Origin of the sequence: Micromonospora sp. NPDC048835, assembly GCF_040649995.1 — a bacterium.
GTDB lineage: Bacteria > Actinomycetota > Actinomycetes > Mycobacteriales > Micromonosporaceae > Micromonospora.
In genome coordinates this window covers 148,118-165,907 of the sequence record NZ_JBEZGM010000003.1, presented here as the reverse complement: position 1 = coordinate 165,907, position 17,790 = coordinate 148,118, and the positions used below count along the sequence as shown (strand labels likewise).

The following is a 17,790-nucleotide window of genomic DNA, read 5'->3' as shown; positions in this document are numbered from 1 at the left end:
CGATGATCGTCGCGTACGGCTTCGCCAACCTGCTCCAGTCGGTGGCGGCGGCCCGCACCACGGTGCACCACACCTTCGATCCGGGCCTGCTGCTGCGTCTCGCCGGGCACCGCACGTACCTGGTCGGCCTCGGCTGTCAGATCGGTGGGTTCGTGCTCGCCTTCCTGGCCCGGCGGGACCTGCCGCTGTTCCTCGTGCAGGCGAGCGTGGCCGCCGGGCTCGGGGTGACCGCCATCCTCGGCGTGCTGGTGTTGAAGTGGCGGCTACCAGCGGCGGAGGTGGTGCTGCTGGCGCTGCTCTTCGCGGGGATCACCGCGCTGGTGCTGTCCGCCCGGCCGGCGCCGTCGAAGCAGCTCGGCACCGCCGGCTCGATCGCCCTGCTGGTGGCGCTCGGCGTGATCGCGGTGCTCGGTGTCTTCGCCGTCCGGTTGCACGGGGCCCCGGGTTCGGTGGCCCTCGGTTCACTGGCCGGGTTGGCGTTCAGCTCGGCCGCGGTCGCCGCCCGACCGCTGGCGTCCGCGCCGTCCGCCGAGGCGTTCCTCGCCGACCCGCTGTTCTACCTGCTGATCGCCCACTCGATCGTCGGCCAGCTACTGCTCGGTCTGGCCATGCAGCGCGGCTCGACGACCGCCGCGGTCGCCGCGATGGACGCGGCCGGCGCGGTACCGGCCGCGATCGTCGGCCTGCTGCTGCTCAACGACAAGATCTGGCCGGGACGGGAGTGGCTGGCCGCGGTCGGCTTCCTGGTCACCCTGACCGCGGTGATCGGCCTGACCCGGTACGCCGAACCGCAGCAGCAGCGCTCGGTGGCCCGCCACCGGGACCCCGCCATGGTGGGTGCCGGCCGGCCCGGCTGACGCGCCGCGCCGCCCGGCACCGCCCCCGCTCAGGCCTCCACGGGCTTGCGGCGACTCACCACCCGCTCGTAGAGCCGCTCCAACGCGCCGGCCGTGCGCTCCCACGTGTAGCTGCTGCGCACCCGGTCCACCGCGGCGTGCCCGTACGCGAACCGACCGGCGTTGTCGGCGAGCAGCCGGCGCATCGAGACCCCGAGGGCGCGTACGTCACCGGGCGGCACCAGACGGCCGGTGACCTCGTCGACGACGGCGTCGGCCAGGCCACCCATCGCATAGCCGATCACCGGCACCCCGCAGGCCATCGCCTCCAGCGAGACCCGCCCGGCGGACGAGTAGTGCGGCGTGCAGGCGACCACGTCCGCCGACCGGTACCAGGTGGCCATCTGGTCGTGCGGTACCGCCCCGACCAGCCGTACCTGGTCGACGACGCCGATCTGTTCGGCGAGCTCGCGTAGCCGCCGCGCCTCGGCGTGGTTGGCCAACTGGTCGGCCGGCGGGCCACCGGCGATCACCAACTCGGCGTCACCGACGAGCCGCATCGCCCGGATCAGGTCGTCCTGGCCGTGCCCGGCGGCGAGCGAACCCACCGAGAGGATGCGGGGCCGCTGCTCGCGCGGTGCGGCCTCGCCGTCGGGGTGGAACTGCTCGATGTCGACGCCGGCCGGCACCAACGCCACGGAGCTGCGTTGCAGACCCATCCGGGTCAACTCGTCGACCTCGTCGTTGGACTGCGCCACGGCGATGTCGACCGCACGGGTCAACGCCCGCTCAAGAGTGATCCGCTGCCCCGGCCCGTCGTAGTGGCCGCCCAGGTGGCGCAGTTGCTCGACGCCGAGCGAGTGGAACGTCTGCACCACCGGAATGTCGGTCTCCCGGACGGCGTGCGCGGCGGCCAGGCCACCGACCCAGTAGTGCCCGTGCACCACCTCGGGTCGCCAGGCGCCCGACCACTCGTCGGCGAGCCAACGGCCGACCTCCGTCACGTGCGGGATCAGCTCGGCGGTGGGCAGTGGGGTGGGCGGGCCGGCGGGCACCTGGTGCACCTGGTAGCCGTCGACGGTCGTCGTCGCCGGCAGCGCCGGGTCGTCCCGGCGGTCGTAGAGCCGGACGTCATGGCCTCGCTCGGCCAGCTCGGCGGCGACCCGCGCGATGTGCTGTCGGGTGCCGACCGGCGGACCGTCGGCGTGGCGATAGGAACTGGCGTGCGCGCAGACGAGGCCGACGCGCATGGGTCACCTCCCTGCGATCTTCAATCGGCGGTGGTCCTCCCGGTCAGAGCGTCCCATTAACCCCGCCACGCTGAGCCCAAACCTGGCAGATCAGGAAGAGTCAGCGCGAGTGCCACCGACACTTGCGCCACGGCAAGCACATGCGGCACCCGGCCTGTCGATTCGACGATGATCGACAGGCCGTCGGCGGTGTGACCAGCTCCGGCCGGGGGTACCGCTCAGGAATGCCGCTGACCCGCAACCTCGACGATTCGACAGTGGTCATCACCGGCGCGTCCAGCGGGATCGGCACGGCGACCGCGTATGCGTTGGCCCGCCGTGGTGCCGCCGTCGTGCTGGCCGCCCGCAGTGAGCCCGCCCTGCGACAGGTCGCCGAGCACTGCCGAGCGTTGGGCGGACGGGCACTTGTCGTACCGACCGACGTGACCGAGCTGGAGTCGGTGCGGCGGCTGGCCGATCACGCAGCGGCCGAGTTCGGCCGGATCGACGCCTGGGTGAACAACGCGGCGGTGAGCGCCGTGGGTCTGTTCGACGAGATCCCGGTCGCCGAGTTCCGCCGGGTGCTTGAGGTGAACCTGCTCGGGACGGTGCACGGCATCAAGGCGGCCCTGCCCTACCTGGGCGCCGCCGGTGGCGGCGTGCTCGTCAACAACGCCTCGGTGCTGGCCGAGGTCGCGATGCCGTACCAGTCGGCGTACAACGCCACCAAGCACGGCATCCGTGGCCTGGCCGACACCGTCCGCCAGGAGCTGCGGGTCACCGGGCGCGGGCAGATCTCCGTCTGCACCGTGCTGCCAGCCACCATCGACACCCCGTTCTTCCGGCACTCCGGCAACCACACCGGTCGGGAGCTGGTGCCACCTCCCCCGATCTACCCACCGGAGGTGGTCGCCGAGACCATCGTCCGGCTGCTGCGCCGACCCCGCCGCGAGGCGTACGCCGGTGGTGCGGCCCGGATGCTCGGCCTGCAGTGGCGGTTGGCGCCGGCGCTCGTGGAGCGCACCCTGGGCTGGTACGCCCAGCGCACCCAGTTCGGCCCGGGCACCCGGGTGGACAGCAGCGGCAACGTGTTCGACGCCGACGCCCAGGCGCGCGTGGACGGGGGCTGGCACGGTCGACGACGACAGCTGGTGCGGATGACCGCAGCCTTCGGTCTGGCCGCCGCCGGCACCGCTGTCGGCACCCTGGCCGCCATCAACCGCCGCTCCCGGTCGGACCGATGATGGCCGATGTCGAGCGCCCGAATGCGCTCACCGTCACCGGCGCGCACAATGAGGCGATCATGTCGAGCTGTCTCGTGGAAGTCGACGAGTCGTCGGCGGTGGTCCGGCTGACCGGTGTGCTCGACGCCGCCGCCGCCGAGGGGGTACACGGCGCGCTGCTCGCCCGCCTGGTGGCCCGGCCCGGCCCGGTGGTCGTCGACGTGACCGGCCTGCGGGTCGTCGACCCCGTCGGGCGGGGCGTCTTCGCCGACGTCCGCCGGGAGACCGCCGACTGGCCCGCCGCCGACCTGCTGGTCGCTGACCCGGCGGTGGACGGGCCCGCCGACCCGGACACCGGGCAGGCCGGGCCGACCACGGTGGCTGGCGTACCGACCTGGCCGACCGTGGACGGCGCGCTGGCCGCGCTCGCGGCCGCACCGATGGCGGCCGTGCTCACCGCCGACCTGGCCCCGGCTGTCGGCGCCGCCCGGCAGGCGCGCGAGCTGGTCACCACCGGCTGCGCACGCTGGGGAATGACGACGCTCACCGACCCGGCGTGCATCGCGATCACCGAGATGGTCAACAACGTGGTGGCGCACGCCCGGACGCCGATGACGGTACGGCTGGCGCCCGGGGAGGACACCCTGCACCTGGCGGTCCGCGACCACTCCCCGCGCCGGCCGACGTTCGGCGGGATATCGCCGCCGACCCTGGCCGGCGGCCGGGGCCTGCTGCTCATCGACACGGTGACCCGCCGCTGGGGCAGCACCGCCGTACCGGACGGCAAGGTCGTCTGGTGTGTGTTGCACCCGGACGACGAAGCGGCCTGACGGGGTCTTTCGCGCTCGACGCCCGGTTCCACGCCGTGCCACCGGGGCTCGCCCGGTTACGGCGGGAGGGCAGCGGGTAGTGATCAGACATGCGCGACAACGAGTACCCGACCCCCGTGTCCGACACCGAGGCGCAGGGGCTGCCCGACACCGCCGATGACGACTCGACCGCAAACGACGACGTCCTCACCGGGCGTGAGGCGGACGGCCCGGACCCAGCCCAGCTGCCCGGCGACCGGACGCCGGTGGCGGTGGACCGGTTCGGCACCACCGCCGAGGAGCAGCTCGACGGTGAGTCGTTGGACTACAAGCTCGACCGTGAGGTCTACGAGCGCCCCGCGGACGACCCGCTGGCCGGCACGATCGACCCGAAGATCGCCTTCGAGGCGGACAACCTGGAAGCCGCGGCGGAGGCCCAGTTGGACGCCGACGTCATGGATCCCGGGCCGACCTCGGACCCGAACTCGCCCGTCTCCCTCTACGACCACGGCCAGCTCGGCACGGTGGCCGACGCCACGGTGGGTCGACTGGTGGAGCCGGACGAGGGGTCGCACACCGACCAGGAGACCGACTCGGTGGCGTACGACGCCGGATCGGCCGGGGGCGGCGCGACCGCCGAGGAGTTGGCCATCCACGAGACGGAACCGCCGCGCTCGGTCTGACGTTCGCCCAGCCTGACGCCCGCCCAGCCTGACGCCCGCCCAGCCTGACGCCCGCCCAGCCTGGCGGTTGCTCAGTCGTCCAGGCCGCGTTCGATGGCGTACCGGGTCAGCTCGACCCGGTTGTGCAGTTGCAGCTTGCCCAGGGTGTTCTGGACGTGGTTCTGCACGGTCCGGTGCGACAGGCCGAGCCGCTGGGCGATCTGCTTGTACGACATCCCCTTCGCCACCAGCCGCAGCACCTCCGTCTCCCGTTCGGTGAGCTGCGGCGCCGTCGGTTCGGCAGCGTCGGCCGGGCCGGTCCCCCGCCCCGGTCCGGCGGCCAGCCGGCGGTACTCGCCGAGCACCAGCCCGGCCAGGCCGGGGGTGAAGACCGCGTCGCCGGCCGCGGTGCGGTGCACCGCCTCCAGGAACTCGGCGGGCGCTGTCGACTTCACCAGGTAACCGGTGGCCCCAGCCTTGACCGCGTCCAGCACGCTCTGCTGTTCGCCGCTGGCGCTGAGCATCAGCACCCGTACGGCGGGCAACACCGCGCGCAGGCCCAGGATCACCTCGACGCCGGAGATGTCCGGTAGTTGCAGGTCGAGGACGACGACATCGGGCCGGGCGGCTGCGGCCACCCGGATGGCCTGTCGCCCCTCACCGCTTGTCGCCACCACCAGGAAGCCGGCCTCGGTCAGGTCCCGGGCCACCCCCTCCCGCCACATCGGATGGTCGTCCACCACCATCACCCGGACCGGGTTCACCGCGGTGACCTCGGCACGCTCAGCTCGATCTCGGTACCCGCCTCGGGGGCGGACACGATCCGGACCGACCCGCCCACGTCGGCCACCCGACCCTGGATCGACTGGGTCACACCGAGCCGACCCTGGGCGGCCGCCTCGGCCAGCCGGCCGTCCGGGATGCCCGGCCCCTCGTCGCGAATCGACACCGTCACCGTCGTCCCCTCGTCCTCGATCAACACCCAGGCCCGCCCACCGGCGTGCCGCTCAACGTTGTCCAGGGCCGCACCGGTCGCCGCGGCCAACTCTCCGGCCACCCGCCGGGGCAGCGGCACGGGAGTGGCCGGGGCGGAGAGCGCCACCGCCGCCGAGGCGTACCGGCCGAGCAGGCTCCGCAGGTCCACCGCCGCGCCCCCGTCCGCAAGGTTGCCGGCCGCCGGGCCGCCACCGGCGATCAGCGACCGCAGCGCGGCCTCCTGCTCGCCGGCCAGCCGAGCCAACTCGCCGGCCTCCCCGGGCAGGTCGGCGCCGCGCCGCTGCACGAGCGCCAGCACCTGGAGCACCGAGTCGTGGATGTCGCGGGCCAGCCGCTCCCGCTCCCGGGTCGCGGCCTCCAACTCCACCGCACGTTGCAGGCGCTCCTCGGCGCTCGCGGCCAGCCGGGCCACGTGCCCGACCACCACCCCGGCGAGCAGCATCAGAATCACCCCGGTGAACGAGGACTGGCCGATCCGCTCCCGGGTGGCCAGGTCCGCGCCGGCGACGAGCAACGCGGCGACCGTGCCCCGCCGCCGGCCGCCGGAGACGGCCCAGGCCAGCACCGGGCCCGCCATCCAGGCCACCCCCAGAGTGGGTACGCCCTGGGTGAGCGCCGTCCGACCGACCACCCAGGGAGTGGCCAGCACGATTGCCACCACCACCCCGAGGTCGGCCAGCAGCAGCGGCCAGCGCCGCCAGGCCGGGCGGGCGTAACAGACCGCGGTCGCCCCGGTCCAGACCACCATCAGCAGGATCAGGGCACCGACGGCGTACGGGTGGGCGTACCTGTCGGCGTCGCGCACCGCGAGCGCGCAGACGTACGCCAGGGAGGCCAGTCGGAACACGGCGAGCGCACGCCACAGCGGCACCTCGAACCCACCCGGCGACGGCATGGCGGTCAGGATGCCACAACCGGGACGCCACACGACGAGCAGCGAGTGCGGTTCGGGAAACCCTGACGTACGGTGGAAAAGCCGCGAAAGACTCCGAGATGCGCCGCCGGGACGGGCCCATGACGAACGCAGATCCGCACGCACCGCGTACGGTTGTGCCCATCGAACCTGCCCTCCTGATCGCCGAGGCCTTTGACCAGGCCCAGGTGACCGAGATTCGACACTCGGTCACCTCCTGCGCGTACGCCTCGGGCCTCACCGGCCAAGGGCTAGACGACTTCGTGCTCGCGATCAACGAACTGATCACCAACGCGGTACGACACGGCGGCGGGCGCGGTTGGCTGCGGCTCTGGCGGGAGTCGGACGTGCTGGTCTGCGAGATCGCCGACCACGGGCACGGGATCAACGCGCAGCGGCTCGGTGACCGCACCCGGCCGGCCCCGGACACCGCCGGCGGCTGGGGCCTCTGGCTGGCCCGGGAGCTGACCGACGCGATGGAGGTCGTCACCGGCACCGCCGGCACCACCGTCCGCATCACCACCGCTCTGAGCAGCCAGAACCCCACCGCAAACTAACCCCCACCCCGCACCAACCCCTGCCCTGCCCTGCCCCCTCTGCCCCACGTCAGGGCGAGCGGCCACAAGCCAAACCCGCCCAGCCCAGCCCAGCCCCCATCCCACCCCACCCCGCCCAGCCCAGCCCAGCTCCGCCTCTGCCTAGCCCAGCCCTCGCTCCATCCCGCCACGCCCCGCCGCGCCTAGCCCCGCCCGGCCCGGCCCGGCCCGGCCCGGCCCCGTCGATCATGGAGTTGTGGTGGGCGACAAAGTCCACGAGTAATGCCAAACCAGGCACCACAACTCCATGATCGACCAAGGTCCGCCGCGATCTTGCACTTACTGTCCCGACGCAAAGGGCATTCCAGGCTTATCGACGACCGAAACTGCAAGATCGACGGGGACGGGCGCAGAGCAGGGCGAGGGCCGGGACGGGCACGACGCAGTCGCGGCGCGCGGGAGCAAGCCAGGGCACGCAGCGCGCGGAAGCAAACCAGGCACGCAGCGCGCGGGAGCAAGCCAGGGCACGCAGCAAGCCAGGGCACGCAGCGCGCGGGAGCAAGCCAGGCACGCAGCGCGCGGAAGCAAACCAGGGCACGCAGCGCGCGGAAGCAAACCAGGCACGCAGCGCGCGGAAGCAAACCAGGCACGCAGCGCGCGGAAGCAAACCAGGCACGCAGCGCGCGGGAGCAAACCAGGCACGCAGCGCGCGGGAGCAGGCCAGGGCAGGCAGCGCGGAAGCCAGGAGCGAGGCAGGGGGCAGGGGGCGCGGGCGTCCGCGCGGGTGGGTCAGGCGAAGAGGGCGGAGACGGACTCTCCGTTGTGGATTCGGCGCGTCGCTTCGGCCAGGGCGGGGGCAACCGACAGGACCTGCAACTTGGGCACCCGCTTGGCGGCCGGAATGGGGACCGTGTTGGTGCAGACGATCTCCAGGACGCCGTCCTGGTCGCTGAGCCGCTGCAACGCGTCGCCGGAGAAGAGGCCGTGCGTGCAGGCGAGCCTGATCGACCGGACCTTGAGGCCGCGTAGGTGTTCCATCAGCTCGACCACCGTGCTGCCCTTGGCGATCTCGTCGTCGAGCACGATGACGTCCCGGTCGGTCACGTCGCCGATCACCGCGCTGATCTTGACGAGGTCGTCGCTGAACCGTTGCTTCGCCCCGGCGGCGACGGGTGTGCCGAGCAGCCGGGCGAAGGCCGCCGCCTCCTTGGCGTTGCCCAGGTCGGGCGAGACCACGACGGTGTTGCTGAGGTCGTAGCGCCGGAAGTGGGTGGCCAACTCCCGCAGCGCGTGCAGGTGGTCGACCGGGACGCTGAAGAAGCCGTGCACCTGCGGCGAGTGCAGGGTCATCGCGAGCACCCGGTCCGCGCCTGCCGAGACCAGCAGGTCGGCGACGAGCCGGGCGCCGATGGAGATCCGGGGTGCGTCCTTCTTGTCCGACCGGGCGTACGCGTAGTGCGGCAGCACCACCGTGATCCGACCGGCGGAGGCGCCCCGGGCGGCGTCGATCATCAACAGCAGCTCGACCAGGTGCTCCTGCACGGGCGGCACCAGCGGCTGGATCAGGAAGACGTCCCGCTCCCGGCAGTTGGCCTGCAACTGGACTTCCAGACAGTCGTTCGCGAACCGGGAGACCCGCACCGGGTGCAGGGGCACCCCCAGGTGGGCGCAGATCTCGGCGGCCAGGTCGGGATGGGCGGTTCCACTGAAAACGGCGATGTCACGCACGTTCGCACATCGTAGGCGAAGCGGACGGCCGCCGACGGCAGCGGGCCGGAACCCGTGACGCCGACCCGCGGCGGGCCGGAACCCATCGGTCACGCCTGTCGCACCACGCCGCAGTCCGGGTACGGTGCTGCGGTGACCCCCCAGTACGTCGCCGCCATCGACCAGGGCACCACCTCCTCGCGGTGCATCGTCTTCGACCGGGCCGGGGACATCGTGGCCGTGGCCCAGCGCGAGCACCGGCAGATCTTTCCCCGACCGGGTTGGGTGGAGCACGACGCCGAGGAGATCTGGGACAACGTCCAGCAGGTGGTGGCCGAGGCGCTGCGGGCGGCCGGCACCGACCCGTCCGGCCTGGCCGCTGTCGGGATCACCAACCAGCGGGAGACCACGGTCGTCTGGGACCGGGCCACCGGCCGCCCGCTGGCCAACGCCATCGTCTGGCAGGACACCAGGACCGGGCCGCTGCTGCGCGAGCTTGCCTCGGCGTACGGCGAGGAGCGGTTCCGGGCCCGCACGGGCCTGCCGTTGGCCACCTACTTCGCCGGGCCGAAGCTGCGTTGGCTGCTCGACGAGGTCGACGGCCTGCGCGAGCGTGCCGAGCGCGGCGAGGTGCTGTTCGGCACCATGGACAGCTGGCTGGTCTGGAAGCTGACCGGCGAGCACGTCACGGACGTGACGAATGCCAGCCGGACCATGCTGATGGACCTCACGACCCTGGACTGGGCGCCGGAGTTGCTCGACGTGATGGGCGTCCCGGCGGCGATGCTGCCGGAGATCCGCTGCTCCGCCGAGGTGTACGGCACGGCCGGCGGGGTGCTCGCCGGGGTGCCGGTGGCAAGTGCGCTCGGTGATCAGCAGGCCGCCCTGTTCGGGCAGACCTGTTTCCAGCCGGGCGAGGCGAAGTGCACCTACGGCACCGGCAGTTTCCTGCTGCTCAACACCGGCGCCACCCCGGTCCCGTCGACCCACGGCCTGCTCACCACGGTCGCTTATCGGATCAAGGACCAACCACCGGCGTACGCCCTGGAGGGCGCGATCGCCGTCACCGGTTCGCTGGTGCAGTGGCTGCGGGACAACCTCGGGCTGATTTCCACCGCCGCCGAGGTGGAGGAGCTGGCCCGGACGGTCGACGACAACGGCGGCTGCTACGTGGTGCCGGCGTTCTCCGGGCTGTTCGCCCCGCACTGGCGTAGCGACGCCCGCGGTGTGATCGCCGGTCTGACCGGCTACATCACGAAGGGGCATCTGGCGCGGGCCGCGTTGGAAGCGTCCGCGTGGCAGACCCGCGAGGTGGTCGACGCGATGAACGCCGACTCCGACGTGGCGTTGCGCCGGCTCCGGGTGGACGGCGGGATGACCGCCAACGAGCTGCTCATGCAGTTCCTCGCCGACGTCCTCGACGTGCCGGTGGTCCGTTCCCGGATCACCGAGACCACCTGCCTGGGTGCCGCCTACGCGGCAGGTCTGGCGGTCGGCTTCTGGCCGGACCTGGCCACCCTGCGGGCCCAGTGGCGCTCCGACGCGCAGTGGGAGTCGGCGATGGCACCGGACCTGCGCGACCGGGAGCTGCACAACTGGCGCAAGGCCGTGGAGCGCACCCTCGACTGGGTGGAGTGAGCGGTCACTCCCAGCGGTTGCCGGTGAGCTTCTCGTAGACGTCGACGTAGCGGGCCCGGGTCGCCTCGATGACCTCGGCCGGCACGTCCGGGGCCGGGGCCTGCTTGTTCCAGCCGCTGCCGGTGGCCCAGTCCCGCACGTACTGCTTGTCGTAGGAGAACTGCACCCGGCCCGGCTGGTACGACTCGGCCGGCCAGAACCGCGACGAGTCGGAGGTGAGCAGTTCGTCGGCGAGGACCAGGGTGCCGTCCGGCGCCCAACCCAGCTCGATCTTGGTGTCGGCGATCAGGATGCCCCGGTCGGCGGCGAGTTCGGCACCGCGCCGGTAGATGTCGAGGGTGATCTGCCGCAGGCGCTCGCCGGTGGCCTCGCCCACCTTGGCCACCACGTCGTCGTACGTGATCGGCTCGTCGTGCTCACCCGCCGGCGCCTTGCTCGACGGCGTGAAGATCGGCTCGGGCAGGATCGACGCCTCGGCGAGCCCGCGCGGCAGACGTACGCCGGACACGGTGCCGGTCTGCTCGTACTCCCGCAGACCGCCGCCGGTCAGGTAGCCGCGGGCGACGCACTCGACCGGGACCATGTCCAACCGCCGGCAGCGGATCGCCCGCCCGGCGAACTCGGCGGGCACGTCGGTGGCCGAGATGACGTGGTTCGGCACCAGGTCGGCGAGCTGCTCGAACCACCAGAGCGAGAGCGCGGTGAGCAGGCGGCCCTTGTCCGGGATCGGCGTCGGCAGCGGCACGTCGTAGATCGAGATGCGGTCCGAGGCCACCAGGATCAGGTCCTCGCCGTCGGCGTAGACGTCCCGGACCTTGCCCGAGTGCAGAAGTTCCACGCGCCCTAGTACACCACGTGACATTGCGAGGGCCTGATTCGACCACCCAGCCGAGGGTGACCGGACGGACGTTGACACCTTCGTGCGCTGCCTGCGTGAATGGTCCGACCGCCACCCCCGTAGGTGCAGGAGAGCCCCGTGCCCGTTGTTCGACCCCCGCTCGACCGCCTCGGTGCCGACCCGGGCCGGCGCAGACTGCTCAGCGCGCTGCTCGGCGTGCCCCTTCTCGCGTCCGGCGGGCTGGCGGGGTGCAGTGACGACGCCACCCCCTCGGACCAGGACGGGCCGGTCGAGCTGTCGGTCTTCTGGTGGGGTGGCACCAAGCGGGCCGAGCTGACTGAGAAGGCGCTGCGGCTCTACTCGGACCGCAACCCCCGGGTCACCTTCCGGGTCACCTGGCAGGGCGCGGACGGTTACTACGACCGGCTGGCCACCCAGGCGGGCGGCGGGAACGTACCGGATCTGATCCAGATCGACGACGCCATGCTCACCGAGTACACCCACCGTCAAATCCTCCTCGACCTCACCGACCGCCACATGGATCTCCAGGGCCTGCCGGAGGGTCTGATCCGCTACGGGACGGTGGAGGGGCGGACGATGGCGGTGGCCGCGGGGCAGACCCACGCCGTCGTGGTGTTCAACCGGGACCTGCTGCGCGAGCTGCAGATGCCGGAGCCGCGCGCCGGGATCACCTGGCCCGACTACATCTCCTGGGCCACTCAGGTCACCGAGGCCAGCGACGGCCGGGTGGCCGGCACCATGGACGGGTCGGGTGACTACCGGGCGCTCTGGCTCTGGTTGCGGGCGCAGGGCGGCGAGTTCTACCGAGGCAACCAGCTCGGCTTCGGCGCGGACGAGCTGATCGCGTGGTTCGAGCTGTGGCAGCGGGCCCGCCGGGGGCGGGCCACGCCGAGCGCGGCCCTGGTCGAGCAGGCCGACAGCGGCGAGCCGGCCCGACAACTCGTGGTGAGCGGGGCGACCGCCGCCTCCTTCGCCTGGTCGCACCAGCTACCGGAGTTGCAACGACTCACCGAGTCCGAGTTGGGCATCGTCGGCTTCCCCGGCCCGCCGGGGGCGCAGTGGGCCCGCGCGTCGATGTACTGGGCGGCGTTCCGGGGCACCCGTCACCCGGACGTGGTCGCCGACGTCATCAACTTCCTGACCACCAACGGCGAGGTCGGCACCGTCCTCGGTCACGAGCGTGGCCTGAACGCCAGCTCTGCGGTCCGCCGCTACGCCGAGGGCAGCATCACCGACCCGGCCCAGCGACGTGCCGCAGAGTTCGGCGCCAGCATCGCCGACCTGCTCGGGCCGGCGCCGGCACCGCCACCTCAGGGGCACGCAAAGGTACGCACCCTGCTGGTCGCCGCCGCCGAGCGGATCCGCGTCCGTCGTGACGGGACCCGCGAGGCCACCGCGCGCTTCCTGTCCCAGGCCATCGCGGCCCTGGCGGCGGTGAGCACCGGCGGCCAGACCGGAACCGGCCGCTGGTGACCCTCCGGCGTCTCCGGGCCTCGTCAGCGCGGCGGGCCACCCCGACGGTTGCGCATGAGACGCAGCACCAGGAACACGACGATCGCGACCACGACCAGGCAGCAGAGCAGCGGGAGCACGCCGAAGCCGCTGCGGCCCCGCCGCTTGACGGCCTCTACCACGATCTCGCCGGTGCCCGTGGACGCCCAGGCCGCGACGGGCACGAAGACCGCGAGGACGACCGCACCGAAGACCGCGCTCAGGCGGCCCCACCACTTAGTGAATGAAGACATGCGCCCATCCTCGCCGAAGGGCGCAACCTCGGCACGTCGGTCCGCGACGAATCACGGGACGGGATCCTGCGGGCTCTCCGGCCGACGCGCAACGTGCTCGCAACGCCCCGGCAAAGATGATGATCTTTACATGAATGTCCTGAGGTGATCGGATCGCCTCATGGTCAACTCTGTAGACGGTCCGCGGATCTCTCGTACCCGAAGATCTGCGGCGGCAGCGGTCGGCGTCACAGTCGTCGCCGCTCTCCTCACCCCCACGGCGGCGCACGGCGCCCCACCGCCCCCGCCTCCGCCGCACGGGGCCGCACCGAGCGGCAACGCGGACCGCACGCCGGTAACGGTCACACTGATCACCGGCGACCGGGTGACGGTGACCCCGGGCGTCCACGGCGCAACCCCCTCGGTGGACGTGACGCGCGCGCCCGGCGCCACCGGCTCCGTGCGCATCTCCACCGAGGGCCGGGACACCTACGTGTACCCGGACGAGGCGCTGCCCTACCTGGCCACCGGTCGACTCGACAAGCAGCTCTTCGACGTCACCCGGCTCATCGCCGTGGGCTACGACGACGCGCGGGCCCCGGAACTCCCCCTGATCGTCACCCGGACGACCGGGTCGGCGAAGCTCAGGACCGGCACCACCCTGCCGGGCGCGCAGACCAGGCTGGAGCTGCCCTCCGTCCGTGGTGAGGCGATCCGTGCCCGCCGAACGCAGGCCGCGGACTTCTGGTCCGCCCTCACCCAACGCCAGACGGCGTCGGCGCGCAGCGGTGCCACGTCGGTGCCCGCCTTCGCGGCCGGCGTGGACAGGGTGTGGCTCGACAGCCTGGCGAAGGCCACCCTGGCCGACACCACCGCCCAGATCGGCGCACCCGCGGCGTGGGCCGCCGGTGGCACCGGCGGCGGTGTCCGGGTGGCCGTCCTGGACAGCGGTGTGGACACCACCCACCCGGACCTGGCCGACCGGGTGGTGGCCTCCCGGAGCTTCATCCCCGGCCAGGACGTGATCGACCGGAACGGGCACGGCACCCACACCGCCTCCACCGTGGCCGGGACGGGCGCCGCCTCCGGCGGCAAGGAGCGAGGTGTGGCCCCCGACGCCGACCTCGTGATCGGCAAGGTCCTCGACGACAACGGCAGCGGGCCGATCTCGGGGATCATCGCGGGGATGGAGTGGGCCGCGCGGGCCGAGCGCGCCAAAGTGATCAACATGAGCCTCGGGGTGAGCGCCTGGCACACCCAGGACGACCCGTTGAGCCAGGCCGTCAACCAACTGACCGCCGAGACCGGCGCCCTCTTCGTCGTCGCCGCCGGCAACAGTGGCCCAGATCCGTACACCCTCGGTGCGCCGGGCACCGCGGACGCCGCGCTGACCATCGGCGCGGTGGACACCTCCGACCACCTGGCGGACTTCTCAAGTGTCGGGCCCCGAACGAACGACGAGGCCCTCAAGCCCGACATGACCGCCCCGGGTGTGGACGTGCTGGCGGCACGCTCGCAGCACATTGCCTGGGGTGAGGGCTACTACCGCGTCGACAGTGGCACGTCGATGGCGGCACCGCACGTCGCCGGGGCGGCTGCCCTGCTGGTGCAGAAGCACCCGACCTGGAGTGCGCGGCAGATCAAGGACGCGCTGATGGGCACCAGCGTCCGCACGCCCGCCTACACCGCCTACCAGGCCGGCAGTGGTCGACTGAACGTCGCCGCCGCCTACCACCAGGATCAGATCCTCGCGACCGGTTCGGTCGACGCCGGCCTCGTCGGCTGGGGCAGCACCCCACAGCCGATCAAGCGGACGATCACCTACACCAACACGACGGACAGTCCGATCGCGTTGGCGCTCTCGGTCGACCCCGGCACCTCCCCCGCGCAGACGTTCACGGCAACCACCGACCGGGTCACGGTGCCCGCCCGCGCGAGCGCGACTGTCGACGTGGTGGTCGCCCCGGCCGGCCTTCCCGCCGGCAGGCACTCCGCCCAGGTCACGGCCCGCTTCGCGGCCGGGCAGGTGCACACCGCCGTCGGGGTCGCCGTCGAGTCCAAGAAGTACGACCTCACCATCCACCTGAAGGACCGCGCCGGCCGGCCGATGAGCGGCGAGGTCGAGGTCGTCAACGCCGAGACCGGGTCCACCTTCATGTGGGTGCCGGACGGGAAGCTCACCGCCCGCCTGGCGCCCGGCTCCTACACGGTCGTCACCGCGGCGGACGTGCAGGGTCTGCGCGGGCCCCGCTCCCTCGGGCTGGCGATGCTCACCGCTCCCGAGGTCGACCTGTCGACCAACCGGGTGGTGGAACTCGACGCCGCGAAGGCCCGCCAGGTGAAGGTGGCGACACCCCAGCCGACCGCCGTCGTCAACAGCAGGATCGACGTCTACCGCTCGTTCACCGCGAGCGAACCGACCCCCACCGACTGGAGCGCGCTGCGGGAGACCTTCTGGCCGGGTGCCCTCTACGACAGCCTCTGGGCGCTGCCGACCGGGGGCAAGGTGAAGAAGGGCAGTTTCGTCTTCACCACCCGCATCCGCGCCGAGCAGACGCCGTTGGCGATCAGCTACCACGGCCGGCAGCTCAGCGACCCGCTCGCGCAGCCCGGTTCTCCGCCGCTGCCCGACGGCACCTCGCGGCTGGACACGGTCTTCGCGGGCGACGGCGGCACCGCCGACTACGCCGGCCTCTCCGCCCGGGGCCGGGCCGTGGTCGTCCGCGGCAACGACTCGGTGACCCCGGCCGATCAGGCGGCAGCGGCGCACACGGCCGGCGCCGCGATGCTCGTCGTGGTCAACGACCGGGCGGGCCGCAAGAGCGACTGGTACGGCAACCCCGACGCCGTGACGACCGGCCCGATCCCGGTGGCCTCGGTGACCATGGACGAGGGCGAAGCGCTGATCCAGAAGATCGCCGCCGCCGGGCGCAACCCGGTACGACTGGTCGTGGTCGCCCACCCCCGGGCGAAGTACCTGTACGACCTGGTCGACTACCACCGGGGCGGGGTGCCGAAGGACCCGTCCGCCAGGACCGACCCGGGCAACCTCGCCCGGATCGACCTCACCTTCTCCCCACCCCCGGGGAAGCAGTCCACCGAGACCCGGATGGACTTCCCGCCGTACGAGTACGCGGCGGCACGCCCGTTCCCGTTCGAGCCGGTCGCGCCGGGGCCGCGTACCGACTGGGTCTCCGCGGGCGGCGGCGTCAGGTGGATGCAGTACGCCGACGTCGTCGACTGGGCGCGGTCCAACACGGAGGCCATCGCCTACCGACCGGGCAGTGTCCAGAAGGACCGGTTCTTCGGGCCCATCACCCGACCCCGGCTGCTCAGCACGGAGATCCCGTTCCGTGGGGAGACCGCCATGAGCGCGTACATCCAGGGGTTCGGCGACGCGGGTGCCGCACACAGCGGCGGGGCCAGCATGTCGCAGGTCGCCACGTTCTACCAGGGTGACAAGCAGTTGACCCGGTTCGACGGCTGGCCCGAGGTCGGCGCGGGTGAACTGTCGCCGGAGAAACTGCCGTACCGGCTGGTCGTCGAGACCACTGGCAAGCCGGAGTTCAGCCCGTACTCGACGGCCACGCACACCGAGTGGAGCTTCGTGTCCGGCGGCAGCACGGAGGTGCAGGCCATTCCGCTGGTCCAACTGGACTACGGCACGGACGTGGACCTCTCGGGTCGGACGAAGCGCCGAACCACCTTCGCGATCACGCCGGTCGTGGTGGGCAGCGCCGCGGCCCGGGACGCCGTGTCGTCACTCCGGTTGGAGATCTCCTACGACGACGGGGCGACCTGGCAGCGGCAGGACCTGCGGGAGAAGAAGGGCACCTGGCAGGCGTCGTTGAACGCACCGCAGCGGGCCGAGTTCGTGTCGATCCGGGTCACCGCCAAGCAGCGCAACGGTGGTGGCGTCACCCAGACCGTCACCCGGGCCTTCGGGCTGCGGTAGGACCAGCGGGGGCCGGCGCCGACGAGGTGCCGGCCCTTCGGGCCTCGTTGCGCAGCGGCACCAAAAAATCCGGCCCCCACAGCGTGGGGGCCGGACTCATACCACTTTCAGTTGTAGCGGGGACAGGATTTGAACCTGCGACCTCTGGGTTATGAGCCCAGCGAGCTACCGAGCTGCTCCACCCCGCGTCGGCCCGTTAAGACTAACCCACAGGCCCCGGCGATGATCAGCGGGGGTCGGCAACCGCTGCGGCTCAACACCCGGACATGTCGAAAGCCCGCCTCCGGTGACCCGGAGACGGGCTTCGAACTGATGGTTCTGTCGTAGCGGGGACAGGATTTGAACCTGCGACCTCTGGGTTATGAGCCCAGCGAGCTACCGAGCTGCTCCACCCCGCGTCGGCTCGATAACCGTAGCGCACCGACCCGGGGCACCGCAAAACGACTCCGATACCGACCACGGGCTGCGCCTCCGACCTGGGCCGTTGTCAGCCCAGCCAGGTCTCGATCGCCGCGACCGCCCGCCGGCTGTCGGCATCGACCTGGGACCGCACCACCGCCGTGTGCTCCCAACCCTGCTCCCAGAGCACCGTCACCACGTCGCCGATCCGCACCGCCCGGACCAGCCGCACCTCCTCCGTGCCCGGCTCACCCATCCCGTCCGGCATCGGGGAGCGCATCTCGAACAGCACCGACTCGTCCCC

General features: G+C 72.3%; 14 protein-coding genes, 2 tRNA genes and 1 pseudogene. 8 read left to right on the top strand and 9 right to left on the bottom strand.

Features of this window, described 5'->3' with window-relative positions:
• Positions 1-2: 2 nt before the first annotated feature.
• Positions 3-929 (top strand): annotated as a pseudogene (locus AB0C15_RS05510) (hypothetical protein).
• On the opposite strand, the gene AB0C15_RS05505 reads toward AB0C15_RS05510, so the two are convergent.
• Positions 887-2,086 carry a glycosyltransferase gene (locus AB0C15_RS05505; RefSeq protein ID WP_357348966.1) on the bottom strand — a complete coding sequence of 400 codons (1,200 nt, stop codon included), beginning with the start codon at positions 2,084-2,086 and terminating at the stop codon, positions 887-889. The pseudogene AB0C15_RS05510 and the gene AB0C15_RS05505 overlap by 43 nt on opposite strands.
• A gap of 224 nt (positions 2,087-2,310) precedes the next feature.
• Here AB0C15_RS05505 and AB0C15_RS05500 point away from each other — a divergent pair, with 224 nt between their 5' ends.
• The 3 genes from AB0C15_RS05500 (at position 2,311) to AB0C15_RS05490 (ending at position 4,780) form a co-directional block, all read left to right on the top strand.
• Complete coding sequence (locus tag AB0C15_RS05500; protein ID WP_357348964.1) at positions 2,311-3,309, top strand: SDR family oxidoreductase; 999 nt, start codon at positions 2,311-2,313, stop codon at positions 3,307-3,309.
• A complete protein-coding gene (locus AB0C15_RS05495) occupies positions 3,309-4,118 on the top strand; it encodes an ATP-binding protein (RefSeq protein WP_357348962.1) in 810 nt (269 codons plus the stop codon). The genes AB0C15_RS05500 and AB0C15_RS05495 overlap by 1 nt, the downstream gene beginning before the upstream one ends.
• Positions 4,119-4,207: 89 nt before the next feature.
• The gene (locus tag AB0C15_RS05490) at positions 4,208-4,780 is read left to right on the top strand and encodes a DUF5709 domain-containing protein (protein WP_112583682.1); all 573 of its coding nucleotides are present in this window, start codon (positions 4,208-4,210) and stop codon (positions 4,778-4,780) included.
• Positions 4,781-4,851: 71 nt separating this feature from the next.
• Here AB0C15_RS05490 and AB0C15_RS05485 read toward each other — a convergent pair whose 3' ends face one another.
• Together AB0C15_RS05485 and AB0C15_RS05480 are read right to left on the bottom strand one after the other, a co-directional pair.
• Positions 4,852-5,505: a response regulator transcription factor gene (locus AB0C15_RS05485; RefSeq protein WP_357349327.1), complete on the bottom strand. Its 654-nt coding sequence runs from the start codon at positions 5,503-5,505 to the stop codon at positions 4,852-4,854.
• A gap of 14 nt (positions 5,506-5,519) precedes the next feature.
• The gene (locus AB0C15_RS05480) at positions 5,520-6,650 is read right to left on the bottom strand and encodes a DUF5931 domain-containing protein (RefSeq protein WP_357348960.1); all 1,131 of its coding nucleotides are present in this window, start codon (positions 6,648-6,650) and stop codon (positions 5,520-5,522) included.
• Between the two features lie 119 nt (positions 6,651-6,769).
• On the opposite strand from AB0C15_RS05480, the gene AB0C15_RS05475 reads away from it, so the two are divergent.
• The gene (locus tag AB0C15_RS05475) at positions 6,770-7,225 is read left to right on the top strand and encodes an ATP-binding protein (protein WP_357348958.1); all 456 of its coding nucleotides are present in this window, start codon (positions 6,770-6,772) and stop codon (positions 7,223-7,225) included.
• 768 nt (positions 7,226-7,993) lie between these two features.
• On the opposite strand, the gene AB0C15_RS05470 is transcribed toward AB0C15_RS05475, so the two are convergent.
• The gene (locus AB0C15_RS05470) at positions 7,994-8,932 is read right to left on the bottom strand and encodes a ribose-phosphate pyrophosphokinase (protein WP_357348956.1); all 939 of its coding nucleotides are present in this window, start codon (positions 8,930-8,932) and stop codon (positions 7,994-7,996) included.
• A gap of 132 nt (positions 8,933-9,064) precedes the next feature.
• Between AB0C15_RS05470 and glpK the strand changes: the two genes are divergently transcribed.
• Complete coding sequence (gene glpK, locus AB0C15_RS05465) at positions 9,065-10,549, top strand: glycerol kinase GlpK (protein WP_357348954.1); 1,485 nt, start codon at positions 9,065-9,067, stop codon at positions 10,547-10,549.
• A 4-nt stretch (positions 10,550-10,553) separates the two neighbouring features.
• On the opposite strand, the gene AB0C15_RS05460 is transcribed toward glpK, so the two are convergent.
• Positions 10,554-11,387, bottom strand: coding sequence for a phosphoribosylaminoimidazolesuccinocarboxamide synthase (locus tag AB0C15_RS05460; protein ID WP_357348952.1), 834 nt, complete (start codon positions 11,385-11,387; stop codon positions 10,554-10,556).
• 138 nt (positions 11,388-11,525) lie between these two features.
• On the opposite strand from AB0C15_RS05460, the gene AB0C15_RS05455 reads away from it, so the two are divergent.
• Positions 11,526-12,881 (top strand): extracellular solute-binding protein, encoded by a 1,356-nt coding sequence (locus AB0C15_RS05455; protein WP_357348950.1) that lies wholly within the window; start codon positions 11,526-11,528, stop codon positions 12,879-12,881.
• A 23-nt stretch (positions 12,882-12,904) separates the two neighbouring features.
• Here the strand turns inward: AB0C15_RS05455 and AB0C15_RS05450 are convergent, their stop codons facing one another.
• Positions 12,905-13,153: a hypothetical protein gene (locus AB0C15_RS05450; RefSeq protein WP_357348948.1), complete on the bottom strand. Its 249-nt coding sequence runs from the start codon at positions 13,151-13,153 to the stop codon at positions 12,905-12,907.
• Between the two features lie 160 nt (positions 13,154-13,313).
• Between AB0C15_RS05450 and AB0C15_RS05445 the strand changes: the two genes are divergently transcribed.
• Positions 13,314-17,087, top strand: a complete 3,774-nt coding sequence (locus AB0C15_RS05445; protein WP_357348945.1) for a S8 family serine peptidase — start codon at positions 13,314-13,316, stop codon at positions 17,085-17,087.
• A gap of 114 nt (positions 17,088-17,201) precedes the next feature.
• Here the strand turns inward: AB0C15_RS05445 and AB0C15_RS05440 are convergent.
• The 3 genes from AB0C15_RS05440 to AB0C15_RS05430 form a co-directional block, all read right to left on the bottom strand.
• Positions 17,202-17,275 (bottom strand) — tRNA-Met (locus tag AB0C15_RS05440).
• Between the two features lie 136 nt (positions 17,276-17,411).
• Positions 17,412-17,485 (bottom strand) — tRNA-Met (locus AB0C15_RS05435).
• An 89-nt stretch (positions 17,486-17,574) separates the two neighbouring features.
• On the bottom strand, positions 17,575-17,778 hold the full coding sequence (locus tag AB0C15_RS05430) for a hypothetical protein (protein WP_357348943.1): 204 nt from the start codon (positions 17,776-17,778) through the stop codon (positions 17,575-17,577).
• Positions 17,779-17,790: the final 12 nt, after the last annotated feature.